The following is a 17,414-nucleotide window of genomic DNA, read 5'->3' as shown; positions in this document are numbered from 1 at the left end:
ACCTAACTTTTTTCGCGGGAATCTGACACCTATGAACAAGGGGAGCGATCATGGCGGTAGCAATAATCATGGAGTTCGATGGTTCAACGCTCGAACAATATGACGAGATCAACAAGAGAATGGGGCTGACCCCGGGAGGCCCTGGTCCTGAGGGATCAATATCCCATTGGGCCACAGCAACCGATAATGGCTTCCAGGTGACGGATGTGTGGGAAAGCCGCGAGCAGTTCGATGCATTCGCCCGGGACACCATGGGGCCGCTGAGCGTGGAACTGGGATTCGCCGCACCACCGAGGATGACCTTCCGCGACGTTCACAACTATTTCACCGCCAACGCCGGGATCTAAAACCTCTTGGTTCCACAGGGCCTCAAGACCACCGAAATCGCTGGCCAATTGCTCAAGACCTCCCGGCTGCTGTGACCCTAGCCGGCGGTGTCCTCGTGCGCCTTGACGACGAAGTGTTCCACGCGCCGGTCCGGAACGAGCCAGATCAGCGCGACGACGGTGAAGACGGCGACTCCCAGCAGCGGCTGGACCAGGGTGAGGGCGATCCCCAGGAGGTAGATCAGCGGAGAGGCTTTGCCCTTCCAGTCCTTCCCCACAGCCCGGGCCAGGGCCCCATCATTGCCCTGCACTGCGATCAGCCGCCGTTCCAGGATGAAGTAGGCGATTGCGGCGCTCAGCAGGTTGATGCCGTACAGCAGCACAGGCACCTGCAGGAAGCCCGACTCATCCATCCACCGCGTGGTGAATGGGAACAGGGACAGCCAGAACAGCAGGTGCAGGTTGGCCCAGAGGATGGCGCCGTTCACCCGGCTGGCGAGGTGGATCATGTGGTGGTGGTTGTTCCAGTAAATCCCCACGTACACGAAGCTCAGGAGGTAGGTGAAGAGGGTGGGCAGGATGGCCGCGACGCCTGCCCATGTTGGTTCCTCCGGCGTGTGCAGTTCCAGCACCATGATGGTGATGATGATCGCCAGTACGCCGTCGCTGAAGGCTTCAAGCCGGTTCTTGTTCACCCGAATATCATGCACTCAAAGTCAGTTGCCGGCGCGTCGCATAGAAGCGCAGTAGGTAGACCTGCCACTGCCCTCCTAGGACGGTTCGCCAAATTGGAGGCCGCGCTCTGCAAGCGCTGCCTCGAGGAGCCGAATTGCGCGGGGCCCACGCCATGCATGCCAAGCAGCTCCTTGCGCGAGTGGTTGGCGACCTCACTCAGCGTCGTGATGCCTGCGTTCAGCAGAGCGGTGTTGGCCGGCCGCCCGAGGGGAGGAAGGTCACCGATCTGGGCTGGGGTGTCTTGGGTGCTCATGCCACTTACGGTACCGGCGCGATCCGACATGGGGGAGTACGACGGCGTCACGCGGGTTGGGTGCCCGGTACCGGGTCAGCGACAGCACCTGAGGTAGGGCTGGAGACGCCCGGAAGGTAACGGCGCCTGACGGTTCAACCTCCGGCGGGTTGGGCGGTGCGCTCGATCGTGACCGTCCCGGCGTCGCCATCCACACGCACCTTCTGGCCGCCGGCCAGCCGCTGCGTCGCCACCCCGGTTCCCAGGACAGCAGGAATGCCGTACTCACGCGCCACGATGGAGCTGTGGCTCAGCGGGCCGCCGACGTCCGTCACCACGGCGGAGGCCATCGCGAACAGCGGGGTCCATGCCGGAGTGGTCATGCGCGCCACCAGCACCTCGCCGGGCTGCATCCGGCCGAAGTCCTCCGGACCCCGCACAACCCGTGCCGGTGCGGTCACCCGGCCGGAACTGGCGGCTGCGCCCTTGATCACGTCCCCGGCCTGGTGCTGCGGCCCCGCCGGCATCATCGAACCGAACGCCTTCTCCATCCACGCCTTCTGGGGCAGCATCTGCGGGGCGGACGCCTTCGACTGGCCCCGCCACAGCATCCTCCGCTCCTCGACGGCGGCAGCCCGGACTGGACGGGAGGCTCCGGCAAGCGAAACGCCCGCACCAACGTCCGCGAGCCCAAACTCCACCGCGCTATGAAGCTCCTGGAAGCGCAGCCAGAACACGTCATCAGCAGAGCCGATTACGCCCGAGGACACCAGCCGCCGGCCGAGTTCCAGCAGCATGCGCCGCAGCAGCGGCCAGGCGAGTCCGACGTCGGCGAGCGCGTCCTCGCGGAGCGGAGCCGTTTCCTGTGCCCACTTCAGCAGACGGAAGAACAGGGCCCGGCGCCGCGGACCCAGCCGTGAAGCCATCTCCCGCGTCAGCGACTCCCTGCGCTCGGTGAGCAGCCGCTGCCGCTCATGCGGGTCGGTGCCCTGCGCGCGCAGGTAGAACTTCACGGTCTCCAGCTGGGCCGTGGGGTCGTCGGCCGGGACCGGGGTGGCGAAGTCCAGGTTGTAGACCGCATGCCCGTAGAGGGCCAGATGCTCCTGGAAGGTGATGCGCCATTCCTGCCACAGCGCGTCATCCACCCCTGCCGGCGCGGAACCGGTCCGCAGGCACCTGGCGAGTTCCGCCGTCGGCTGTTCCACCAGTGCGGTAACCAGCGACGGATCGCTGCGCGCCCACCCGGCGAGGTCGTACAGTGACTTTTCGGCTCGGATGGGTTCGCTGTCGAAGCCGAGCAGGAAGTCTTGTGCGGGCGGATCGCCGTCGCGCCGGACGGTCCTGTAGAAGCCCCGGAAGGAGAGCTCGCTCATGTCGGCCATCGGAATGACGGACTGGACCGCGGTGTAGTAGACGGTGCCGGCGTCCAGGAGGGCCTGCACGCCCGCCAGCAGCTCCGCGCCGGGAAGCCCGGACGGCGGTTTCGCGGACCAGTCCTTGATGGTGCGTTCGTAGCGTGGATGGGAATAGTCCCGCCAGCCGGCCATGCCCATGTGCGCCGTGCCGCGGAACAGCGCCCGCATCGCAGGGACCGTCCTAGCCGTCATTCGCAGCATGGGCCAGGTGCGGTAGTAGTAATAGGCGTAGCCGTTGACGGTGGGGAACCGGACGTCTCCTTCACGGAGGGAATGTTGGCCAAGCGCGTCGTTCATCAGGGCCGATATCGAGCGGGACACGGAGCCGTCGATGAGGTCGGCGAAGAGCGGGGAGAGCGGTTCCGGCATCTGTTCCACGATGCTCGCCCGGAAGTAGAGGCCCTTGGGGTAGGGGACAGGCCATTCGGTGGGGACGTCGGCCGCGGGCTCGGGCAGCGCGGTGACGGGCCGCGACTGGAGCAGGAAGAACTGGCCGTCGGCGCGAGCCCATTCGATGTCCTGCGGTGCGCCGAAGTGGTCAGCGATCCGCCGTCCGAAGCCGGCAAGTTCCGCCGCCGCGGTATCGTCCAGGACGGGCGCACGACGGCGGGCTTCCGCCACCTTTTGCTCGGCCGTTCCCTCTGCCGTGGGGACGGTCATGAGTTCCTTGTCCGCTGTCTGCCGGGAGAGGACCTTGCCGGTTGCGGTGTCCACGGTCAGGTCGTCGGTGGTGACCGCCCCACTCACCACGGCCTCGCCCAGGCCCCACGCCGCGCTGATCGCCGTCTGGTCGCGCCGACCGTTGGCGGGGTTGGCGGTGAACATCACCCCGGCGGCCTCGGCCTCCACCATCTGCTGGACCACGACGGCGAGACGCACCTGGTCCGGCAGCACACCTTCGCGGGCGCGGTAGGACATGGCGCGCGCTGTCCAGAGCGAGGCCCAGCAGTCGATCACGGCCTTGGCGAGCGCCTGCATGCCGCGGACGTTCAGGTAGGTTTCCTGCTGGCCGGCGAAGCTGGCTGAGGCGAGGTCCTCGGCGGTGGCGGAGGAGCGGACGGACACCGCCGTGTTTCCACCGCCGAGGAGTTCGTAGGCGTCCTTCAGGCCGGCTTCGATGTCCGACGGCATGGCGCCTTTGCTGAACAGGGTCCGGATCAGTGCGGAGGCGTGCTCATAATCCTCCGTGGTTGCCTGGGACGGAAGTGCGGCCGCCAGCTCCTGGATGGCCTGCCCAAGGTTGTTGTCGGTGACGAACGCCGTGTACGCGTCTGTGGTGAGGACGAACCCGGGCGGGGCCGGAAGGCCGGCCTGGATCAGGCCGCCGAGGCCCACCGCCTTGCCGCCGGCTTCGGCAATGTCACCGGGGCGTACGTCTCCCAGGCCGTTGACGTACTTCATGACGCTGCCGCCTTGCTGCCCGCCGCCGTCGTCCGCTTCCAAAACGCTGGCCGCCTCCACAGCACTACCGCGAGCACCGCCACCCACAGGAGGAATGCGCCGATGCTGATGCGCTCGCTGATGCCCAGCATGAGGTTTGGTCCCGGTACTGCCATGAACGCGACCATACCCATGAGCGCTGACATTGCGAGCGAGACGATGGAGTAGATCCGCATCCAGCCGCGGAATCCGGCTGCGACGAAGCACATCGCGGCGACCATCAGGGCGAGCTGGATATTGGTGGCGACGATGTGCATGGGGATGGAACTGTCGTCGCCCAGCCGGAGCGGGAAGACGGCGCCCATGATGTTCCAGAGCCCATACGCGATGAGCAGTCCGGCGGCGATGCGCAGGGCGCGGTGGCCGCGGGTAGAGATCCAGGCGCCCACGCCGAAGGCTGTGAACAACACTGTGTAGACCCAGGTGAACGGGGCGGTGACTCCGTAGCCGGGGGAGCCGACCGCGAACAGCTCGCTCACCATCTGCTCGGCACGGCGGTAGCCTGCCCACTGGGAGGCGGCGATGCCGTCGGTGAAGACGACATAGAGCAGCGACGATAATGGCCCCGCGGCGAGAAGGCCGGTGCGCAGGGCGTCACTGCCTTGGCCCTCGAACGGCACAGCCCGCCGGCGTCGCGGAAGCCGCCCGCCTGCAACTGACATGGTGGATGTCCTCAGTGCCCGCGGACCTCATCGGCTCGGTTCAGGGCCCGCGGGCGTTGGCCCTGACGCCTACCTGTTCCAGCGTCGGCCTGCACCTGACAGCATGGCTAGGGCCGAACGGCCTTGGGGCTGCCGTCATGCCAGGCAGCGGCCAAAGAGACGTCGTCGTACCGGGCGCCGGGACGGTAGGGGAGTGAGACGTCAATGCCGACTGCCGTCGTCCTTGAAGTACGACGGGGCAGCTGGCCCTTGGACTGGAATATCCGACGCGGCTGCCAGGTCGCTGAGGCCAACCGCCAGGATCGTGCCGTCGACGTCCCGGTCCGGAAGCATGGGTCAAGGAATCCATGTCCTGCTGCTAGGCGTTGCCTGCACCTTGCCCCGTGTCCTCCCACATGACATCCAGGTTGTGGAAGACCACGGGACCGTCGCACAGTTCGGCCATCCGGGCGGCGAACTCGGACGTTTCCGGCCGGCCGGAATTTTCCATGGCGGAGTCGAAGGAATCGAAGTCCACGATGGTGAAATAGTGCCCCGGGCGGTCCCTGTCCGCGGTGGCGACGATGTGGCGGAACGTGGCCGGTGTGCTTCCCTCACTTTGTGAGGGGCGGCCCAGCTCCTCGATTTCCTTGATGCGGGAGGACGTGAATTCGATGATCTGCACAAACCCGGCCATGACGGCTCCTCGACGGCGGTGGACGCTGATGCGGATCACGGTAAACCCAGCAGCGGACCGCGGCACAGGGGAGAAATGCCCTACTCCGGCCGCCGTGAAGCATTAGGTATCCGTGCGTATTGACTGCCATTTGGCGGAGGAATAGCTTCTGCGGTAACGGGGCGGTTTTCCCCGCTGCTCACGGAACATGGTGCCCATCCGGGCTACTTCTGCGGGGCGCCGGCGCCAGGCAAGGAGGATTTGCGGGCGCCGTGCTCTGCGGCGGTATTTCCGGTGGACATGCAGGGAAGGGAAAGACCATGCCGAAGTATCTGTTTGAAGCGACGTACGTGGGCCAGGGCATCAAGGGGCTCATGCAGGAAGGCGGCACCGCACGGCGCGAGGCCCTGACGGAGGCCCTGAAATCCGTGGGCGGAACGCTGGAGAGCTTCTACTACGCCTTCGGCTACTACGACGTCCTGGGCGTTTTCGAGGTGCCGGACGATGCGAGCGCGGCAGCACTGTCGCTGCTCATCAACTCCAGCGGAAACGTCAACGTCCGTCTGAAGCCGCTTCTGACTGTGGAGGATATCGACGAGGCCGCCAAGAAGACGCCGTCGTACCGGGCGCCCGGCAAGTAGGGGAAAGGCGGGCGCGGTGGCCAGTGCCGCCGTCGTACGCTGGATGCCAACGGTGACCGACGGGGAAGGCGGACATGGCGGAAACGACGACGGGTGGGCAGCTTGGGGAGGTCATGGCCGAGCTGGCAGCCCTTGAGGATGCCAGGGTCCGCGAGGCGAACGAGAAACGCGGCGACCACCACGGCGTGAATCTGGGCCGCCTGCGCGCGGTTGCCAAGCGGCTGAAGACACAGCAGGACCTGGCTGTCCCGCTGTGGGGGTCCGGTGACACGGCGGCGCGGCTGTTGGCTCTTTTGGTTTGCCGGCCCAAGGCGTTTGGACGTGACGAGCTGGACGGGATGCTGCGGGAGGCTCGCGACCCGAAAGTCCACGACTGGCTGGTGAACTACGTGGTGAAAAAGAGCCCGCACGCGGAAGAGTTGCGCGTCGACTGGCTGGCTGACCCGGACCCGGTGGTGGCCAGCGCGGGCTGGGCCCTGACGTCCGAGCGTGTGGTCAAGAAGCCCCAGGGCCTGGAGCTGGTCGCCCTGCTGGACACCATCGAGGCAGAAATGAAGGACGCCCCGGACCGCCTCCAGTGGGCGATGAACACGTGCCTGGCGCAGATTGGGATCGAGCACGCGGAGCACAGGGCGCGTGCCCTCGGCATCGGGGAGCGGCTGGAGGTGCTGAGGGATTACCCCACGCCTCCGGGCTGCACGTCACCGTTCGCACCGGCGTGGATCAGCGAGATGGTGCGGCGCAAGGGGGAGTAGCGCAGTTTACGACGGCGGCGGGGCGGGTAGGATCGGAGCGTTGCCGAAGGGGATCGGCACCTTTTTGGGGGGAAGCTGACAGGGCGGCCAGCAGGCCCGCGGGAACCAGGATGCGGCCGGCGAGTTTGTGCCAACTCGCCCTGCCGCGGTTGCCCCGGCGCAGCGAGGGAACGAACTGAAATGCGCCCAGCACCAGGTAGAGGGTGACCGTGGGGATGTGGATCAGCACCGGGACGGGTGAATCGAAGAACCTGGCGTTGTCCGTCCGCACCTGCCTGCCGTCAGGTCGGTCAGGCGGACGGCTCCGGCGATGACGGGGACCAAGCTGAGAAGGATCAGGGCGGCGGGTACGAACCACCGGCTCCTGGGATGTGCGCGGGGGAGGGGAACAGCTGCGGTGTTCATGGGTTTGCTTCTTCGAACGGCTGGGCCTTGATGCTGGCACGAACCTCTTTGTCCAGGCGGGCCTCGCGGATGGTGTCCGGCCCTTGACGGCCGGAATGACGGTGCCCAGCAGCACCCTGACGGTACGGCGTACGCCCAAGGTACTGCACCTGGTTCCGGTTGGCGATAGGTAGGAAATGGGTACGGGATCCGCCAGTTCCCCCATTGCACGGTCCGGGCACCGGGGCCACTATTAAGGCTCGGGAAGGCTGGGGCCTTAGGAGAGTGCTTACCGCCTGAGAATCAAGGACTCGTCATGACTAATGGTTCCGTCTTCCCCACCCGGCGTACCATGCTGAAGAGCGCGGGGGTAGGCGTCGTCGGCATACCCCTTCTGACCGCAGGCAGCGTTCCGCCCCACCTCGCTGGTGCGGCTGCGGCGGCGCTTCTTCCCGCCCCGCCGGGGCAGGTTCCGCCCCTGCTGGACCGGGCCAAAGTGGACCGTGCCCTGGCACGGCTGGACGACTTCGCCGGGTACGCGATGGACCAGACCGGGCTTCCGGGGCTGGCGGTCGCCGTCGTCTATCAGGACGAGGTGCTGTACTCGAAAGGCTTTGGCGTCCGCGAAGTGGGCAAACCCGGAAAGATCACGCCGGACACGGTGTTTCAGGTGGCGTCAGTATCCAAGCCCCTGGCCTCCACCGTGACTGCCGGCGTCGTGGGGCAGCTGGTCATCGCCTGGACGGACCCTGTGATCAGGTACAACAGGGATTTCGCGCTCAACGATGGCTACGTCACCGAAAATGCCACCTTCGCGGATCTGTTGTCCCACCGCAGCGGACTGCAAACGGGGGCGGGTGACCTGCTGGAGGACCTCGGCTTCGACCGGGACTACATCCTGGCCCACTTGAATCAGCAGCCCCTGGATGCGTTCCGGTCCAGCTACCACTACAGCAATTTCGGCTTCACGGAAGGCGGCCAGGCGGCAGCCGATGCAATGCACATGGAATGGGAGGACCTGGCTGACCGGATCCTGTTCCGCAAACTGGGCATGTCCTCGTCAAGTTACCGCCTCGGGGACTATGAAAAGGCCGCCGACCGGGCCATTCTCCATGTTCCGCTTGGCAACACACAGTGGGCGGCAAAGTACCGGCGGGACCCCGACGCCGAAGCCCCGGCCGGCGGTGCCAGTTCGTCGGTGCGGGACCTGGCACAGTGGCTCCGGCTCCAGCTGGGCAACGGCACCTATGACGGAAACCCGGTGATCGACGCCGCTGCCGTGCATGCAACGGACGTTCCCCATTCAGTCTCCGGGCCGGCGTCGTCACCTCCCGCCCGGTCGCGCTTTTACGGGCTGGGTTGGAACGTCTCCTACGACGACGAAGGACGGGTCCAGCTGGGACACTCAGGGGCCTTCAACCTCGGGGCAGCCACTGCCGTCTCGATGCTTCCGGGTGAACAGTTGGCCATCGTGGCCCTGACCACCGGCCGCCCTCAGGGGATCCCGGAAGCCATCAACGCGGACTTCGTGGACACGGCCCAGCACGGATCGCCCACCGTTGACTGGCTGGCCTTCACCGCCGCCATCTTCAGGCAGCAGGATGAAGCGGACAAACCCGAGGTGGATTACACCAAGGTTCCGTCCAACCCAACTCCCGCCGGGCCGAACGCCAGCTACACGGGCACCTATGACAACTCCTACTACGGCCCGGTGGTGGTGGAGGAGGAGGATGGCCGGCTGGCCATGAGGATGGGGCCGGACACCAAGGGGACCACGTTCGCCCTCACCCACTTTGACGGCGACACCTTTAGCTTCGAGACCATCGGCGAGAACGCCAATGGCCTGGCCGGGGCGCTCTTCACGAAAGCAGGAATGGGCTCCTCGGAACAGGTCACCCTCGACTTCTACGACCGGACAGGGCTGGGAACCTTCACCAGGCGCCTGGGTTAGCTGCCCTGCCTTCGCCGGGCCGCTGTCGGCCGCCTTCCTCCATGGCTTCCAGCCACTCCAAGAACGTCTGGCGTCCGACGGCGGAACCCGGCGCCGGGATCAGCGCGCCCGTGCGCATTGCCTTGCCCATGGGGCCGGGAACGTGCAGCGGAACGATCCGTTTCTTCTGCCGCGTCTTGGCCAGATAGGCCGCGACCAGGCTTTTCAGCTGTTCGGTCCGCGGGCCGCCGAGGTCCGGGATGCGTCCCTGCGGGGCGTGCTCGGCCGCGTCCACCAGGGCCGCGGCCACCTCCTTTGCCGCCACGGGCTGGGTGACCATCGTGGGCACGAAGAGCAGCGGGCCCACTGAGGCGGCCTTGATGGACATCGGCACGAACTCGTGGAACTGGGTGGACCGGAGGAGGGTCCAGGGAATGCCGCCGTGCCTGACTTCGTCCTCCTGCACCAGCTTCCCTGCGTACAGTCCAGAGTTGGCTTGATCGATGCCCACAATGGACAGCGCCACATGGTGCTTTACGCCGGCTTTTTTCTCGGCCGCCATCAGGTTCTGGGTGGCGTGGGTGAAGAAGTCCACGGCCTTCTTGGTGGACATGGCCTGGATGCCGGAGACGTCGATGACTGTTTCGACATCCTGGAGTGCGTGGTCCAGGCCGCGCCCGGTGAGCAGGTCCACCCCCTCGGCGCGGCTGAGGCTGACCACGTCGTGCCCACGCTCCCTGGCGATCGCCACAACGTGGCGGCCAACTGTACCGGTTCCCCCTGCAACGGCAATCCTCATGGAAGAAATCCTAAGCCGGTTCCCCGACAAAAACCTTCGGGTCCGCTTCATGCGCGAAGGGCGCGTCCGGTCCGGCCGGGCGCGCCCTTCGGAGCGTAAGTGGGACTTCGTCCCGTGGCTAGTCTTGCGCTTCTGCGTCGAGGTCCGTCTCCAGGAGCTCCACCAGGTGGTTGAGGGCCTGATCCGATCCCGGACCGTCGGCGCGAAGTACTACTACGTCGCCGCAGGAAGCGCCGAGGCTCATCAGGGAGAGGATGCTGGCCGCATCGAGTGCTTCATCGGAGCTCGCACCTTCGGAAGCGATGGTGACCTCCACTCCGAGTTGGCTGGCCGCCTCGGCGAAAATCGATGCGGGGCGGGCGTGGAGGCCCACGCGACTGGCGATGGTTGCTGTGCGTTTAGGCATTTGATTCCTTGGTCTCGGGGGGTGGGTGGGGTGAGCGAGGAGGCTGGGGACAGGCTGCTATGCAGCAGGACTCTTCTGCTTCGTTTCGCTCTTTTGCTTGGTTTCGGTCTTTTCGCTTTCCTTTGCTTCGGCGAGCCAGGCGTCGCGCTTAGCGCCGGGGACCCATCCCGCATCGACCACCCGCCGTTGGAAGACGACGGCGGCTGTCACCAGGGCAGCGGCGATAAGGACGGTCAGGATGGCACCGATGGCAGGGCCGCCGCTGAGGCTGACACCGATGAGGGTGCCGAACCATCCAAAGTCGGCGTCGCCGAAGGTGCTGTTGGCCAGTCCAAACTGGCCCAGCACGAGCAGCAGGACGGCGGGCAGGATGGTGATGATGATGCCGTTGACGAAACCTCCCAGCATGGCTCCTTTACGGCCCCCGGTTGAATTGCCATACACACCGGCACCGCCGCCGGTGAAGAAGTGCGGGACCATTCCCGGGAGGATGAGGGCGAGTCCGAACGCGGGATTCAGCCAGAGGGCGAGCACGCCGAGGGCCACAAGGCCTCCGGTAAAGGAGCTCAGGAAGCCGATGAGCACCGCGTTTGCTCCGAAGGGGAAAACGATGGGAATGTCGAGGGCGGCCTTGGCGCCGGGGACTACCTTGGCGGCGATGCCCTGGAAAGCCGGGACGAGCTCGCCCAGTACGGTACGGACGCCGTAGAGAATGACGGCCACACCGACGCCGAACATCAGCGCCTGTTTGAAGCCTGCCATGACGAAGGCTCCGGCGTCAGGGACGTCAAAAATTGCAAGCGCTTCTGCAGACGGAAGGGCGATAAGTCCCCAGATGGTGAAGACCATGTAGATCATGACCATGGACAGCGAGGTGGCAACCATTGAGTCGCGGAGGAACTTCAGCCCCTGCGGGAACTGGATGTCTTCGGCCGACTTGCTGCGCTTGCCGGCGGCCTGCCCAACGGCGCCCGCTGCAATGTAGCCCAGGGAGCCGAAATGGCCGATCGCGATGGTGTCATTGCCAGTGATTTTCTTCGTCCAAGGATGGAGGAACGCCGGCATGACCACCATGATCACGCCAAGCAGGACGGCCCCGAGGACCACCACCAGCCAGTCAAAGCCCTGTCCCAGGCCAACGGACAGAATGACGGTGAGCATGGTGGCCATGAACACCATGTGGTGGCCGGTCAGGAAGACGTACTTCAACGGTGTGAAGCGCGCCAGTACCAGCATGATCAGGAAGCCAAAGGTCAGGACGTAAGCGCTTTGGGCACCGAACTGTTCCTGGGCCATCGCGGTAATGACCTCGTTGGTCGGAATCACCCCCTGGGCGCCGGTCACGGTGAGGATGAGTTTCCCGAGGGGATCCAGTGATCCGGTAACAACGGTGGCACCCACGCCGAGGATGAAAAAGCCCAAGGCCGCCTTGAGCGCGCCTCCGATGACCTGGCCCGAGTTGCGTCGCAGTGCGATCAGGCCTGCTGCGGTAATGATGCCGATCAGGTACGCGGGCACGTTGAGAATCTGCTGCCCTATGAAATTCAGTACTACTACGAGCCAGTCCATGCCGTAGGCACTCCCTTATTGCTGAAAATGTTGGTTGGTTTTTGTGGTGGTGCGGGTGGAGGAGCCACCGGGAACGGCTACTGGACGGCGGCCGACAGTTTCTTGTGGATTTCATCGAGATCGAAGAAGTTCTCGATGACAATGACTCTTGCGGGGACATCGCCAATTTCAGGGGCGAGTTCCTCGGACGTGAGGACGATTTCGGCCGTTTGCGCCGCGCCTCGGGCCACCCCAATGTCGGCGGCCTCAATATCGGCGTCGATGCCGAGGTCCTGGAGGACCTTTTCTGCGTTCATTTTCAGGAGCACTGATGTTCCAATGCCCATTCCACATACAGCGACGATCTTCATGGTTCGTTGCCTTTCAGTTCTTTAGAAGGGTGTTGCTTATTTCGGGGAGGCGGCGCGCGCCAGGAGGGAGCGGACTTCTTCCGCGCTCGCTGCGGCGTCGAGGCCACTGCGGGTGGCCGGATCCGAAAGGATCCCAGCCACTGCCCTCAGGACTTCGATGTGTGCAGTGTGGTCAAGGGCCGCGAGGCCTATGACCAGGGAGACGGGGTCGTTGGATTTGTGCCCGAACTCGACAGGGGAGGCCAGGCTGACCCAACTCAGCCCTCCCTTTTTGACGGATTCTGAGGGCCGTGCGTGGGCGAGGGCGACGCCGGGGGCGATGACGATATAGGGGCCGTGCTCTTCCACGGCCGCGATCATCTGTTCGGTGTAGTCCTCGGTGGTGACGCCGCCGGCCACCAGTCCATCACCTGCGCGGCGGATCGCTTCCCGCCAGTCGGAAGCGGTGGCGTTGGTGGTGATGGATGAGAGTTCTTCAGCGAGGTTTATAGCCACGTCGGGATCCTTCAGTCGGCGGATCACATCACGACGATGTGAGTTAGATCACCGTAGCAAGGATTGGTGGCTTAAGTCTACAAGTAGACCAAAGTGTAATGTTGCAGCGCCCTCTATGCGGATGCCAAGGCAAGTGAGGTTGCGCCGCTGTGGGTGAGTCGGCTGATCCTGTCGGGCGCGAAGAGCGCGTCCTGGGCAAGCAGTGAAGCCCCCGTGAGACCCGCCTCGGCCCCCAGGCGGGAGGGTTCAACAACGAGGTCCTGGGTGGCGAACTCGCGTGCCCCGGCGTAGATGGCTTCACGGATGGGTCTGAGGAAAGGTTCGCCCGCCGCGGCAAGGCTCCCGCCAATAATCACCGCCTCGGGGTTGATCAGTCCCACGATGTCGGCCAGCGTCTGGCCAAGGGTGGTGCCCGTTTCTTCGAGGAGGGCGAGCGTTCGGTGGTCCCCGCTCGCCGCGAGCTCGACGATGTCGGCTCCTGTCCTGACTTTGTAGCCGCGCGCCACCAGTTCTGCGCGCACCACCGCTCCGCTGGCTACGGTTTCAAGCCGCTGGAGGCGGCCGCCGCCGATGCGCGGCCGGCTCAGGTCTCCGGCACCTCCGCGGGCTCCGCGGTATACAGCGCCATCCAGGACGAACCCGAGCCCGATTCCGATGCCGGCTTTCACGCCCACAATGTCCTGGTAGCCAACCCCGCCCCGCCTTGCTTCGGCCAGGGTCATGACATTCACGTCCCGGTCGACCGCGAGGACGGCATGTCCGTATCGGCTGGTGAAGTAGTCGCGGACAGTCACCCCGTCCCACTGCCTGTCGACCTGCGGCGACGCGAGGCGGCCGGTGGCCGTATCCACCGGGCCGGGGACGCCGACGCCGATCGCCAGGACGTTATCCCGGGTCTTGCCGAGGCGCTGCAGCATGAGGTCGAAGACCTGGCCGGCCCATTCAAAGATCTCGGCCGGGCCCTGGCTCGGCCCGATGTCCGCCTGGTCGACGCTGAGGATCGTGGATACCAGGTCCGTGATGGCCACCATGCTGTGCGAGCCGCCGATGTCCAGGGCCAGCAGCACGCCTGAGTCCGGCTTTACGGCGAACTTCTCAGGTGGGCGTCCACCGCGTGAATCGAGTTGGCCCACGCTCTCGATGATGGAGGCGTTCAATAACTCCTCAAGCCGCCGGGCGAGGGTGATGCGCGACCAGCCCAGCCGTTCCAGGAGGTCGGTCCTGGTGGTAGCCTGCCCGGACCTGATCAGATCCAGTACAACGCCTGATCCTGTCGATAGTGATTGCGCCATTCCAACCCCCATGATTCGGTCGCTACTGGGGCCTTTACCGGCCCGAGTTATGCATACTGGTATTCCAAAGCCTACCCCAATGTCCGGCCGTCTAACTGAGTTCAAGCAGGGACGAAGCTGTGAAAATGACGCCGTCGTACCGGTCGCCGGGACACCAGGGGAGGCGGGCCCCTTGACCAGCCAGATGGATATATGTCAGTGACGGCTGTGGGCTTGAGCTGCTGCATGGGCCAGGCGGCGGCCCACGTCAATCGGGGACTCAGGGAAACCGCGGAGGAACCCGGCCAAGGCCCCGCTGTAGGCCACAAGCACTTCATTCGCCAGGTCCTGGGCGCCCTCCCCGGCAAGAGGGCGGGACAGGTGGAGAAGGCGGTCGGAGAGCAGGGTGGTGTCACCGGCCAGGACGTCGCTGATTTCGTCCGTGGCCTGTGGGAGCTCGTTGGCTGCGGCCAGGAAGGCGCACCACCGTGACGGGTGGCCATGGGTGTCCCGGTAGGAGGCAAGAGCATCGAAGACCGCGAGTAACCGATCCAGGTCATTGTCCGCGGCAACGATGTGCTGGTCCCAGACCCTCTGCCAGTCCGACAGCCTGACTCGCAGCACTTCAGCAACCAAGGCGTCCTTGCTGCCGAAGTGCGTGTACAGGGTGGCCGCCGATACCTCCGCCTGGCGCAGCAGCTCATCGACTGGAGTGTCCCGGATACCGCGTTCGAACAGTACCTGATCGGCCGCCTCGAGCAGCCGGGTGCGTGCAGGAGATCGGGGGCCGGGAGTCATCAAATCAGTATAGATAAGCTGCACATAGAACGATAGTTGTGCTGTAGCATAACGATCGTTACAGACCTCTGAGGGAGGGCTGTGATGCGACCCACGGAGTGGTGGTCGGAGGCAGCGCGTGGGGTCAGCGCGCCAAATCGAGGATGATTTAGATGAAGCTTTCAGCAGGCGGTCGAATAGGTCTGGCCGGAGCAGCCGTCGTCGGAGTCGCTTTTGGCATGGCCCGCTACGCCTACGGTCTGACGCTGCCGAACATCCGGGAAGACTTGGGGCTGTCCGAGCTGGTGCTGGGCATCATCGCAAGTGCGACGTTCGCGGGGTACCTGGCTGGCTTGCTGCTGGCAGGGCCGCTCGCTGCCCGGCACGGTTCGCGTGCGCCCACAACCGTGGGCGGAGCCAGCGGAGTGCTGGGCGCTGTGATCGTGGCATCCGCGCAGTCCCCGGGGCTGCTCGCCGCCGGTGTCATCCTGGCCGGCAGCGCCGGCGGCTGGGTCTGGGCCTCCTACTCGGACATTGTGACCGGTGCGGTGCCCCTGCAGCAGCAGCCAAGGGCATTGGCGATTATCACAACCGGCACCAGCGGCGGGCTGGTGCTGCTCGGCGGTTTGTCCGTCTTGGCGGTACTAGGTTCCTGGCGATTGGTCTGGGTCGGCATTGCCTTGGCCGCGGTAGCCGCCGCCCTTGTGAACCTTCGCCTCGTGCCGAAAACCGAGCCAGTCCCGGTTGTGAACAACCGTCACGGTGCTTCCGCACTGTTTGCAGTGCTGCGGGGCCCGTGTGCCTACGCGGTGGCTTACTTCGCGGCCGTCGTCATCTACTTCACCTACGCGGCCGACGTCCTCGGCAGCGGTGCCCTCCCAGCGGGAGCTGTCCCCGCACTCTACGCGGGCATTGGCCTCTGCGGCGTGGTAGGTGTAGCGACTGGAAACTTCGCGGGTCGGATGGGCAGTTCGAAGGTCGCCGGACTGTCCCTTGGAGCCGTCGGTGCAGCACTGGCGATGCTCGGGTTGGCAGGCGATTCCTTGACCGCTACGGCGATCTCGGCATGCATCTTCGGAGTGGGATACATGACGGGATCTGCCGTGCTCGCCATTTGGACCGCCGAACTGGTGCCCGAGCGTCCAGGCGAGGCATTCACGGCTTGCCTAATCGTGGGGGCACTCAGCTCGGTCGCGGCCCCGGCCCTGGCCGGCGCGGTGATCCCCGGGGTAGGTCTGGGGCCGTTGTTGATCTTCGCCGCCGCGGCGTCATTGCTCAGCGGGACAGCGCTCGTGTTGCGTGCATCCCCGCAAAGGGCTGCCGTCGGTGATGCCAGGCCGTGATTCGTCAATGGTCTAGATGCCCTGCCGCTTGGGGCGAGGGCGCTCTACACGAGGAAGGCTCCGTCCCACGGGACGGAGCCTTCCTCAACCAGCAGTCGGATCAGGAGCCCTGGTCAACGGCAACCACGATCTTGCCGCGGGTATGGCCTTCCATGTTTGAGCGGAAGGCGTCAGCGGCCTCGTCGAGCGGGAAGACTTCGGCAACCGCTACGCGGAGCTTTCCCCTGTCCGCCATGTCGGCCAGTTCCTGCAGGTCGGCGCCCACGGGGGTGACCCACATCCACTGGCCGCCGTGCTCTTCCACGTCGCTGTCGGCAACCGAGGCATGCCGTCCGCCGTCGGCCAGCACCGCCAGCGTGGCTTCAAGGTTGCCGCCGACGAAGTCGGCAACCACCTCCACACCGTCGGGGCGCAGCGCGCGCACGCGGTCCGCGAGTCCGTCTCCGTAGGCGACCGGCTCGGCGCCGAGGGAGCGGAGGAAGTCGTGGTTTTTCTCCGAGGCAGTGGCAATGACGCTGGCACCCAAGGCGACGGCGATCTGGATGCCAAGCGAACCCACGCCTCCGGAACCGCCGTGGATCAGGACAGTTTCGCCTGACTTCAGGCCGAGCCGGTTGAGGACCTGGTAAGCGGTGAGGCCGGCCAGCGGCAGGCCGGCCGATTCGTTCCAGTCGAGCGCGGCGGGCTTCTTCGCCACCACCCGCTCCGGCAGCGCGATGTACTCGGCGAAGCTGCCGCCATGGACGTAGTCCTTGCGGCCGTAGGCGATCACTTCGTCGCCGGGCTGGAACTGCCGGGAGTCGATGCCGACCGATTCCACAATACCTGCCACGTCCCACCCCGGGATCGCGGGGAACTGCAGGTCCATGACTTGGTCCAGTCCGCCGGCCATGATCTTCCAGTCCACCGGGTTCACGGCGGCTGCCTTGACCTTGACCAAGACCATCCCGGGCCCCACCTTCGGCATGGGCTGGTCGCCGTATTCGAGGACGTCCGGGTTTCCGTATTCGCTGTAAGTAATTGCCTTCATGTTGGCGACAACGGCGTGGTCAGGCGCGGCTATTCCAGACCTGGGCACGAAGTGGTGCATCGCACGACGACAGGCGGGCGAGATCTGTCTTGCATTGCGGTTGGCCCATGGTTGAGAAGAGGTGTTTTTACAGAGTCACCCACTGAACAGAACAGGGCCTCCGATGACTACCGGAGGCCCTGCTCTGTTCAGTGGATGG

At 65.4% G+C, this 17,414-nt stretch carries 19 protein-coding genes; 5 read left to right on the top strand and 14 right to left on the bottom strand.

The window, feature by feature from the left end:
• Positions 1 to 50: 50 nt before the first annotated feature.
• Entirely contained in the window at positions 51 to 347 is a 297-nt protein-coding gene (locus tag QF031_RS15230; protein ID WP_307429862.1) for a hypothetical protein, read from the top strand.
• Between the two features lie 77 nt (positions 348 to 424).
• Here the strand turns inward: QF031_RS15230 and QF031_RS15225 are convergent, their stop codons facing one another.
• From QF031_RS15225 to QF031_RS15205, 5 genes are all read right to left on the bottom strand, one after another.
• A complete protein-coding gene (locus tag QF031_RS15225; RefSeq protein ID WP_307429859.1) occupies positions 425 to 1,021 on the bottom strand; it encodes a TMEM175 family protein in 597 nt (198 codons plus the stop codon).
• 427 nt (positions 1,022 to 1,448) lie between these two features.
• Positions 1,449 to 4,109, bottom strand: coding sequence for a PEP/pyruvate-binding domain-containing protein (locus QF031_RS15220; protein ID WP_307429856.1), 2,661 nt, complete (start codon positions 4,107 to 4,109; stop codon positions 1,449 to 1,451).
• Positions 4,106 to 4,810: a DUF998 domain-containing protein gene (locus QF031_RS15215; protein ID WP_307429853.1), complete on the bottom strand. Its 705-nt coding sequence runs from the start codon at positions 4,808 to 4,810 to the stop codon at positions 4,106 to 4,108. Before QF031_RS15215 ends, QF031_RS15220 begins: the two co-directional genes overlap by 4 nt.
• 201 nt (positions 4,811 to 5,011) lie before the next feature.
• On the bottom strand, positions 5,012 to 5,143 hold the full coding sequence (locus QF031_RS15210; protein ID WP_307429851.1) for a hypothetical protein: 132 nt from the start codon (positions 5,141 to 5,143) through the stop codon (positions 5,012 to 5,014).
• A gap of 25 nt (positions 5,144 to 5,168) precedes the next feature.
• Positions 5,169 to 5,486: a hypothetical protein gene (locus QF031_RS15205; protein WP_307429849.1), complete on the bottom strand. Its 318-nt coding sequence runs from the start codon at positions 5,484 to 5,486 to the stop codon at positions 5,169 to 5,171.
• A 299-nt stretch (positions 5,487 to 5,785) separates the two neighbouring features.
• Between QF031_RS15205 and QF031_RS15200 the strand changes: the two genes are divergently transcribed.
• Together QF031_RS15200 and QF031_RS15195 are read left to right on the top strand one after the other, a co-directional pair.
• Positions 5,786 to 6,106 carry a GYD domain-containing protein gene (locus QF031_RS15200; RefSeq protein ID WP_307429847.1) on the top strand — a complete coding sequence of 107 codons (321 nt, stop codon included), beginning with the start codon at positions 5,786 to 5,788 and terminating at the stop codon, positions 6,104 to 6,106.
• A gap of 74 nt (positions 6,107 to 6,180) precedes the next feature.
• The gene (locus QF031_RS15195; protein WP_307429844.1) at positions 6,181 to 6,861 is read left to right on the top strand and encodes a DNA alkylation repair protein; all 681 of its coding nucleotides are present in this window, start codon (positions 6,181 to 6,183) and stop codon (positions 6,859 to 6,861) included.
• Here the strand turns inward: QF031_RS15195 and QF031_RS15190 are convergent.
• Positions 6,830 to 7,132 carry a DUF2306 domain-containing protein gene (locus tag QF031_RS15190; RefSeq protein WP_307429841.1) on the bottom strand — a complete coding sequence of 101 codons (303 nt, stop codon included), beginning with the start codon at positions 7,130 to 7,132 and terminating at the stop codon, positions 6,830 to 6,832. The genes QF031_RS15195 and QF031_RS15190 overlap by 32 nt on opposite strands.
• A gap of 429 nt (positions 7,133 to 7,561) precedes the next feature.
• On the opposite strand from QF031_RS15190, the gene QF031_RS15185 reads away from it, so the two are divergent.
• Positions 7,562 to 9,196 (top strand): serine hydrolase, encoded by a 1,635-nt coding sequence (locus QF031_RS15185; RefSeq protein ID WP_307429839.1) that lies wholly within the window; start codon positions 7,562 to 7,564, stop codon positions 9,194 to 9,196.
• Here the strand turns inward: QF031_RS15185 and QF031_RS15180 are convergent.
• The 7 genes from QF031_RS15180 to QF031_RS15150 form a co-directional block, all read right to left on the bottom strand.
• A complete protein-coding gene (locus QF031_RS15180; protein WP_307429836.1) occupies positions 9,177 to 9,974 on the bottom strand; it encodes an SDR family oxidoreductase in 798 nt (265 codons plus the stop codon). The two genes, QF031_RS15185 and QF031_RS15180, sit on opposite strands and share 20 nt — an antisense overlap.
• A 118-nt stretch (positions 9,975 to 10,092) precedes the next feature.
• Positions 10,093 to 10,380: an HPr family phosphocarrier protein gene (locus tag QF031_RS15175; RefSeq protein WP_307429833.1), complete on the bottom strand. Its 288-nt coding sequence runs from the start codon at positions 10,378 to 10,380 to the stop codon at positions 10,093 to 10,095.
• A gap of 57 nt (positions 10,381 to 10,437) precedes the next feature.
• Entirely contained in the window at positions 10,438 to 11,949 is a 1,512-nt protein-coding gene (locus QF031_RS15170) for a PTS ascorbate transporter subunit IIC (protein ID WP_307429830.1), read from the bottom strand.
• Between the two features lie 77 nt (positions 11,950 to 12,026).
• The gene (locus QF031_RS15165) at positions 12,027 to 12,299 is read right to left on the bottom strand and encodes a PTS sugar transporter subunit IIB (RefSeq protein ID WP_307429827.1); all 273 of its coding nucleotides are present in this window, start codon (positions 12,297 to 12,299) and stop codon (positions 12,027 to 12,029) included.
• 36 nt (positions 12,300 to 12,335) lie between these two features.
• A complete protein-coding gene (locus QF031_RS15160) occupies positions 12,336 to 12,794 on the bottom strand; it encodes a PTS sugar transporter subunit IIA (RefSeq protein WP_307429824.1) in 459 nt (152 codons plus the stop codon).
• A 113-nt stretch (positions 12,795 to 12,907) separates the two neighbouring features.
• A complete protein-coding gene (locus QF031_RS15155) occupies positions 12,908 to 14,086 on the bottom strand; it encodes an ROK family protein (protein ID WP_307429822.1) in 1,179 nt (392 codons plus the stop codon).
• A 195-nt stretch (positions 14,087 to 14,281) separates the two neighbouring features.
• Positions 14,282 to 14,863: a TetR/AcrR family transcriptional regulator gene (locus QF031_RS15150; protein WP_307429819.1), complete on the bottom strand. Its 582-nt coding sequence runs from the start codon at positions 14,861 to 14,863 to the stop codon at positions 14,282 to 14,284.
• Positions 14,864 to 15,015: 152 nt separating this feature from the next.
• Here QF031_RS15150 and QF031_RS15145 point away from each other — a divergent pair, with 152 nt between their 5' ends.
• Positions 15,016 to 16,185, top strand: a complete 1,170-nt coding sequence (locus QF031_RS15145; protein WP_307429816.1) for an MFS transporter — start codon at positions 15,016 to 15,018, stop codon at positions 16,183 to 16,185.
• 100 nt (positions 16,186 to 16,285) lie between these two features.
• Here the strand turns inward: QF031_RS15145 and QF031_RS15140 are convergent, their stop codons facing one another.
• The gene (locus QF031_RS15140; RefSeq protein ID WP_307429813.1) at positions 16,286 to 17,215 is read right to left on the bottom strand and encodes an NADP-dependent oxidoreductase; all 930 of its coding nucleotides are present in this window, start codon (positions 17,213 to 17,215) and stop codon (positions 16,286 to 16,288) included.
• Positions 17,216 to 17,414 lie beyond the last annotated feature (199 nt).

Origin of the sequence: Pseudarthrobacter defluvii, assembly GCF_030816725.1 — a bacterium.
In the GTDB taxonomy this organism is placed as follows: domain Bacteria; phylum Actinomycetota; class Actinomycetes; order Actinomycetales; family Micrococcaceae; genus Arthrobacter; species Arthrobacter defluvii_A.
Note: the sequence above shows the minus strand (reverse complement) of the source record. Positions and strands in the feature narration are given on the sequence as shown.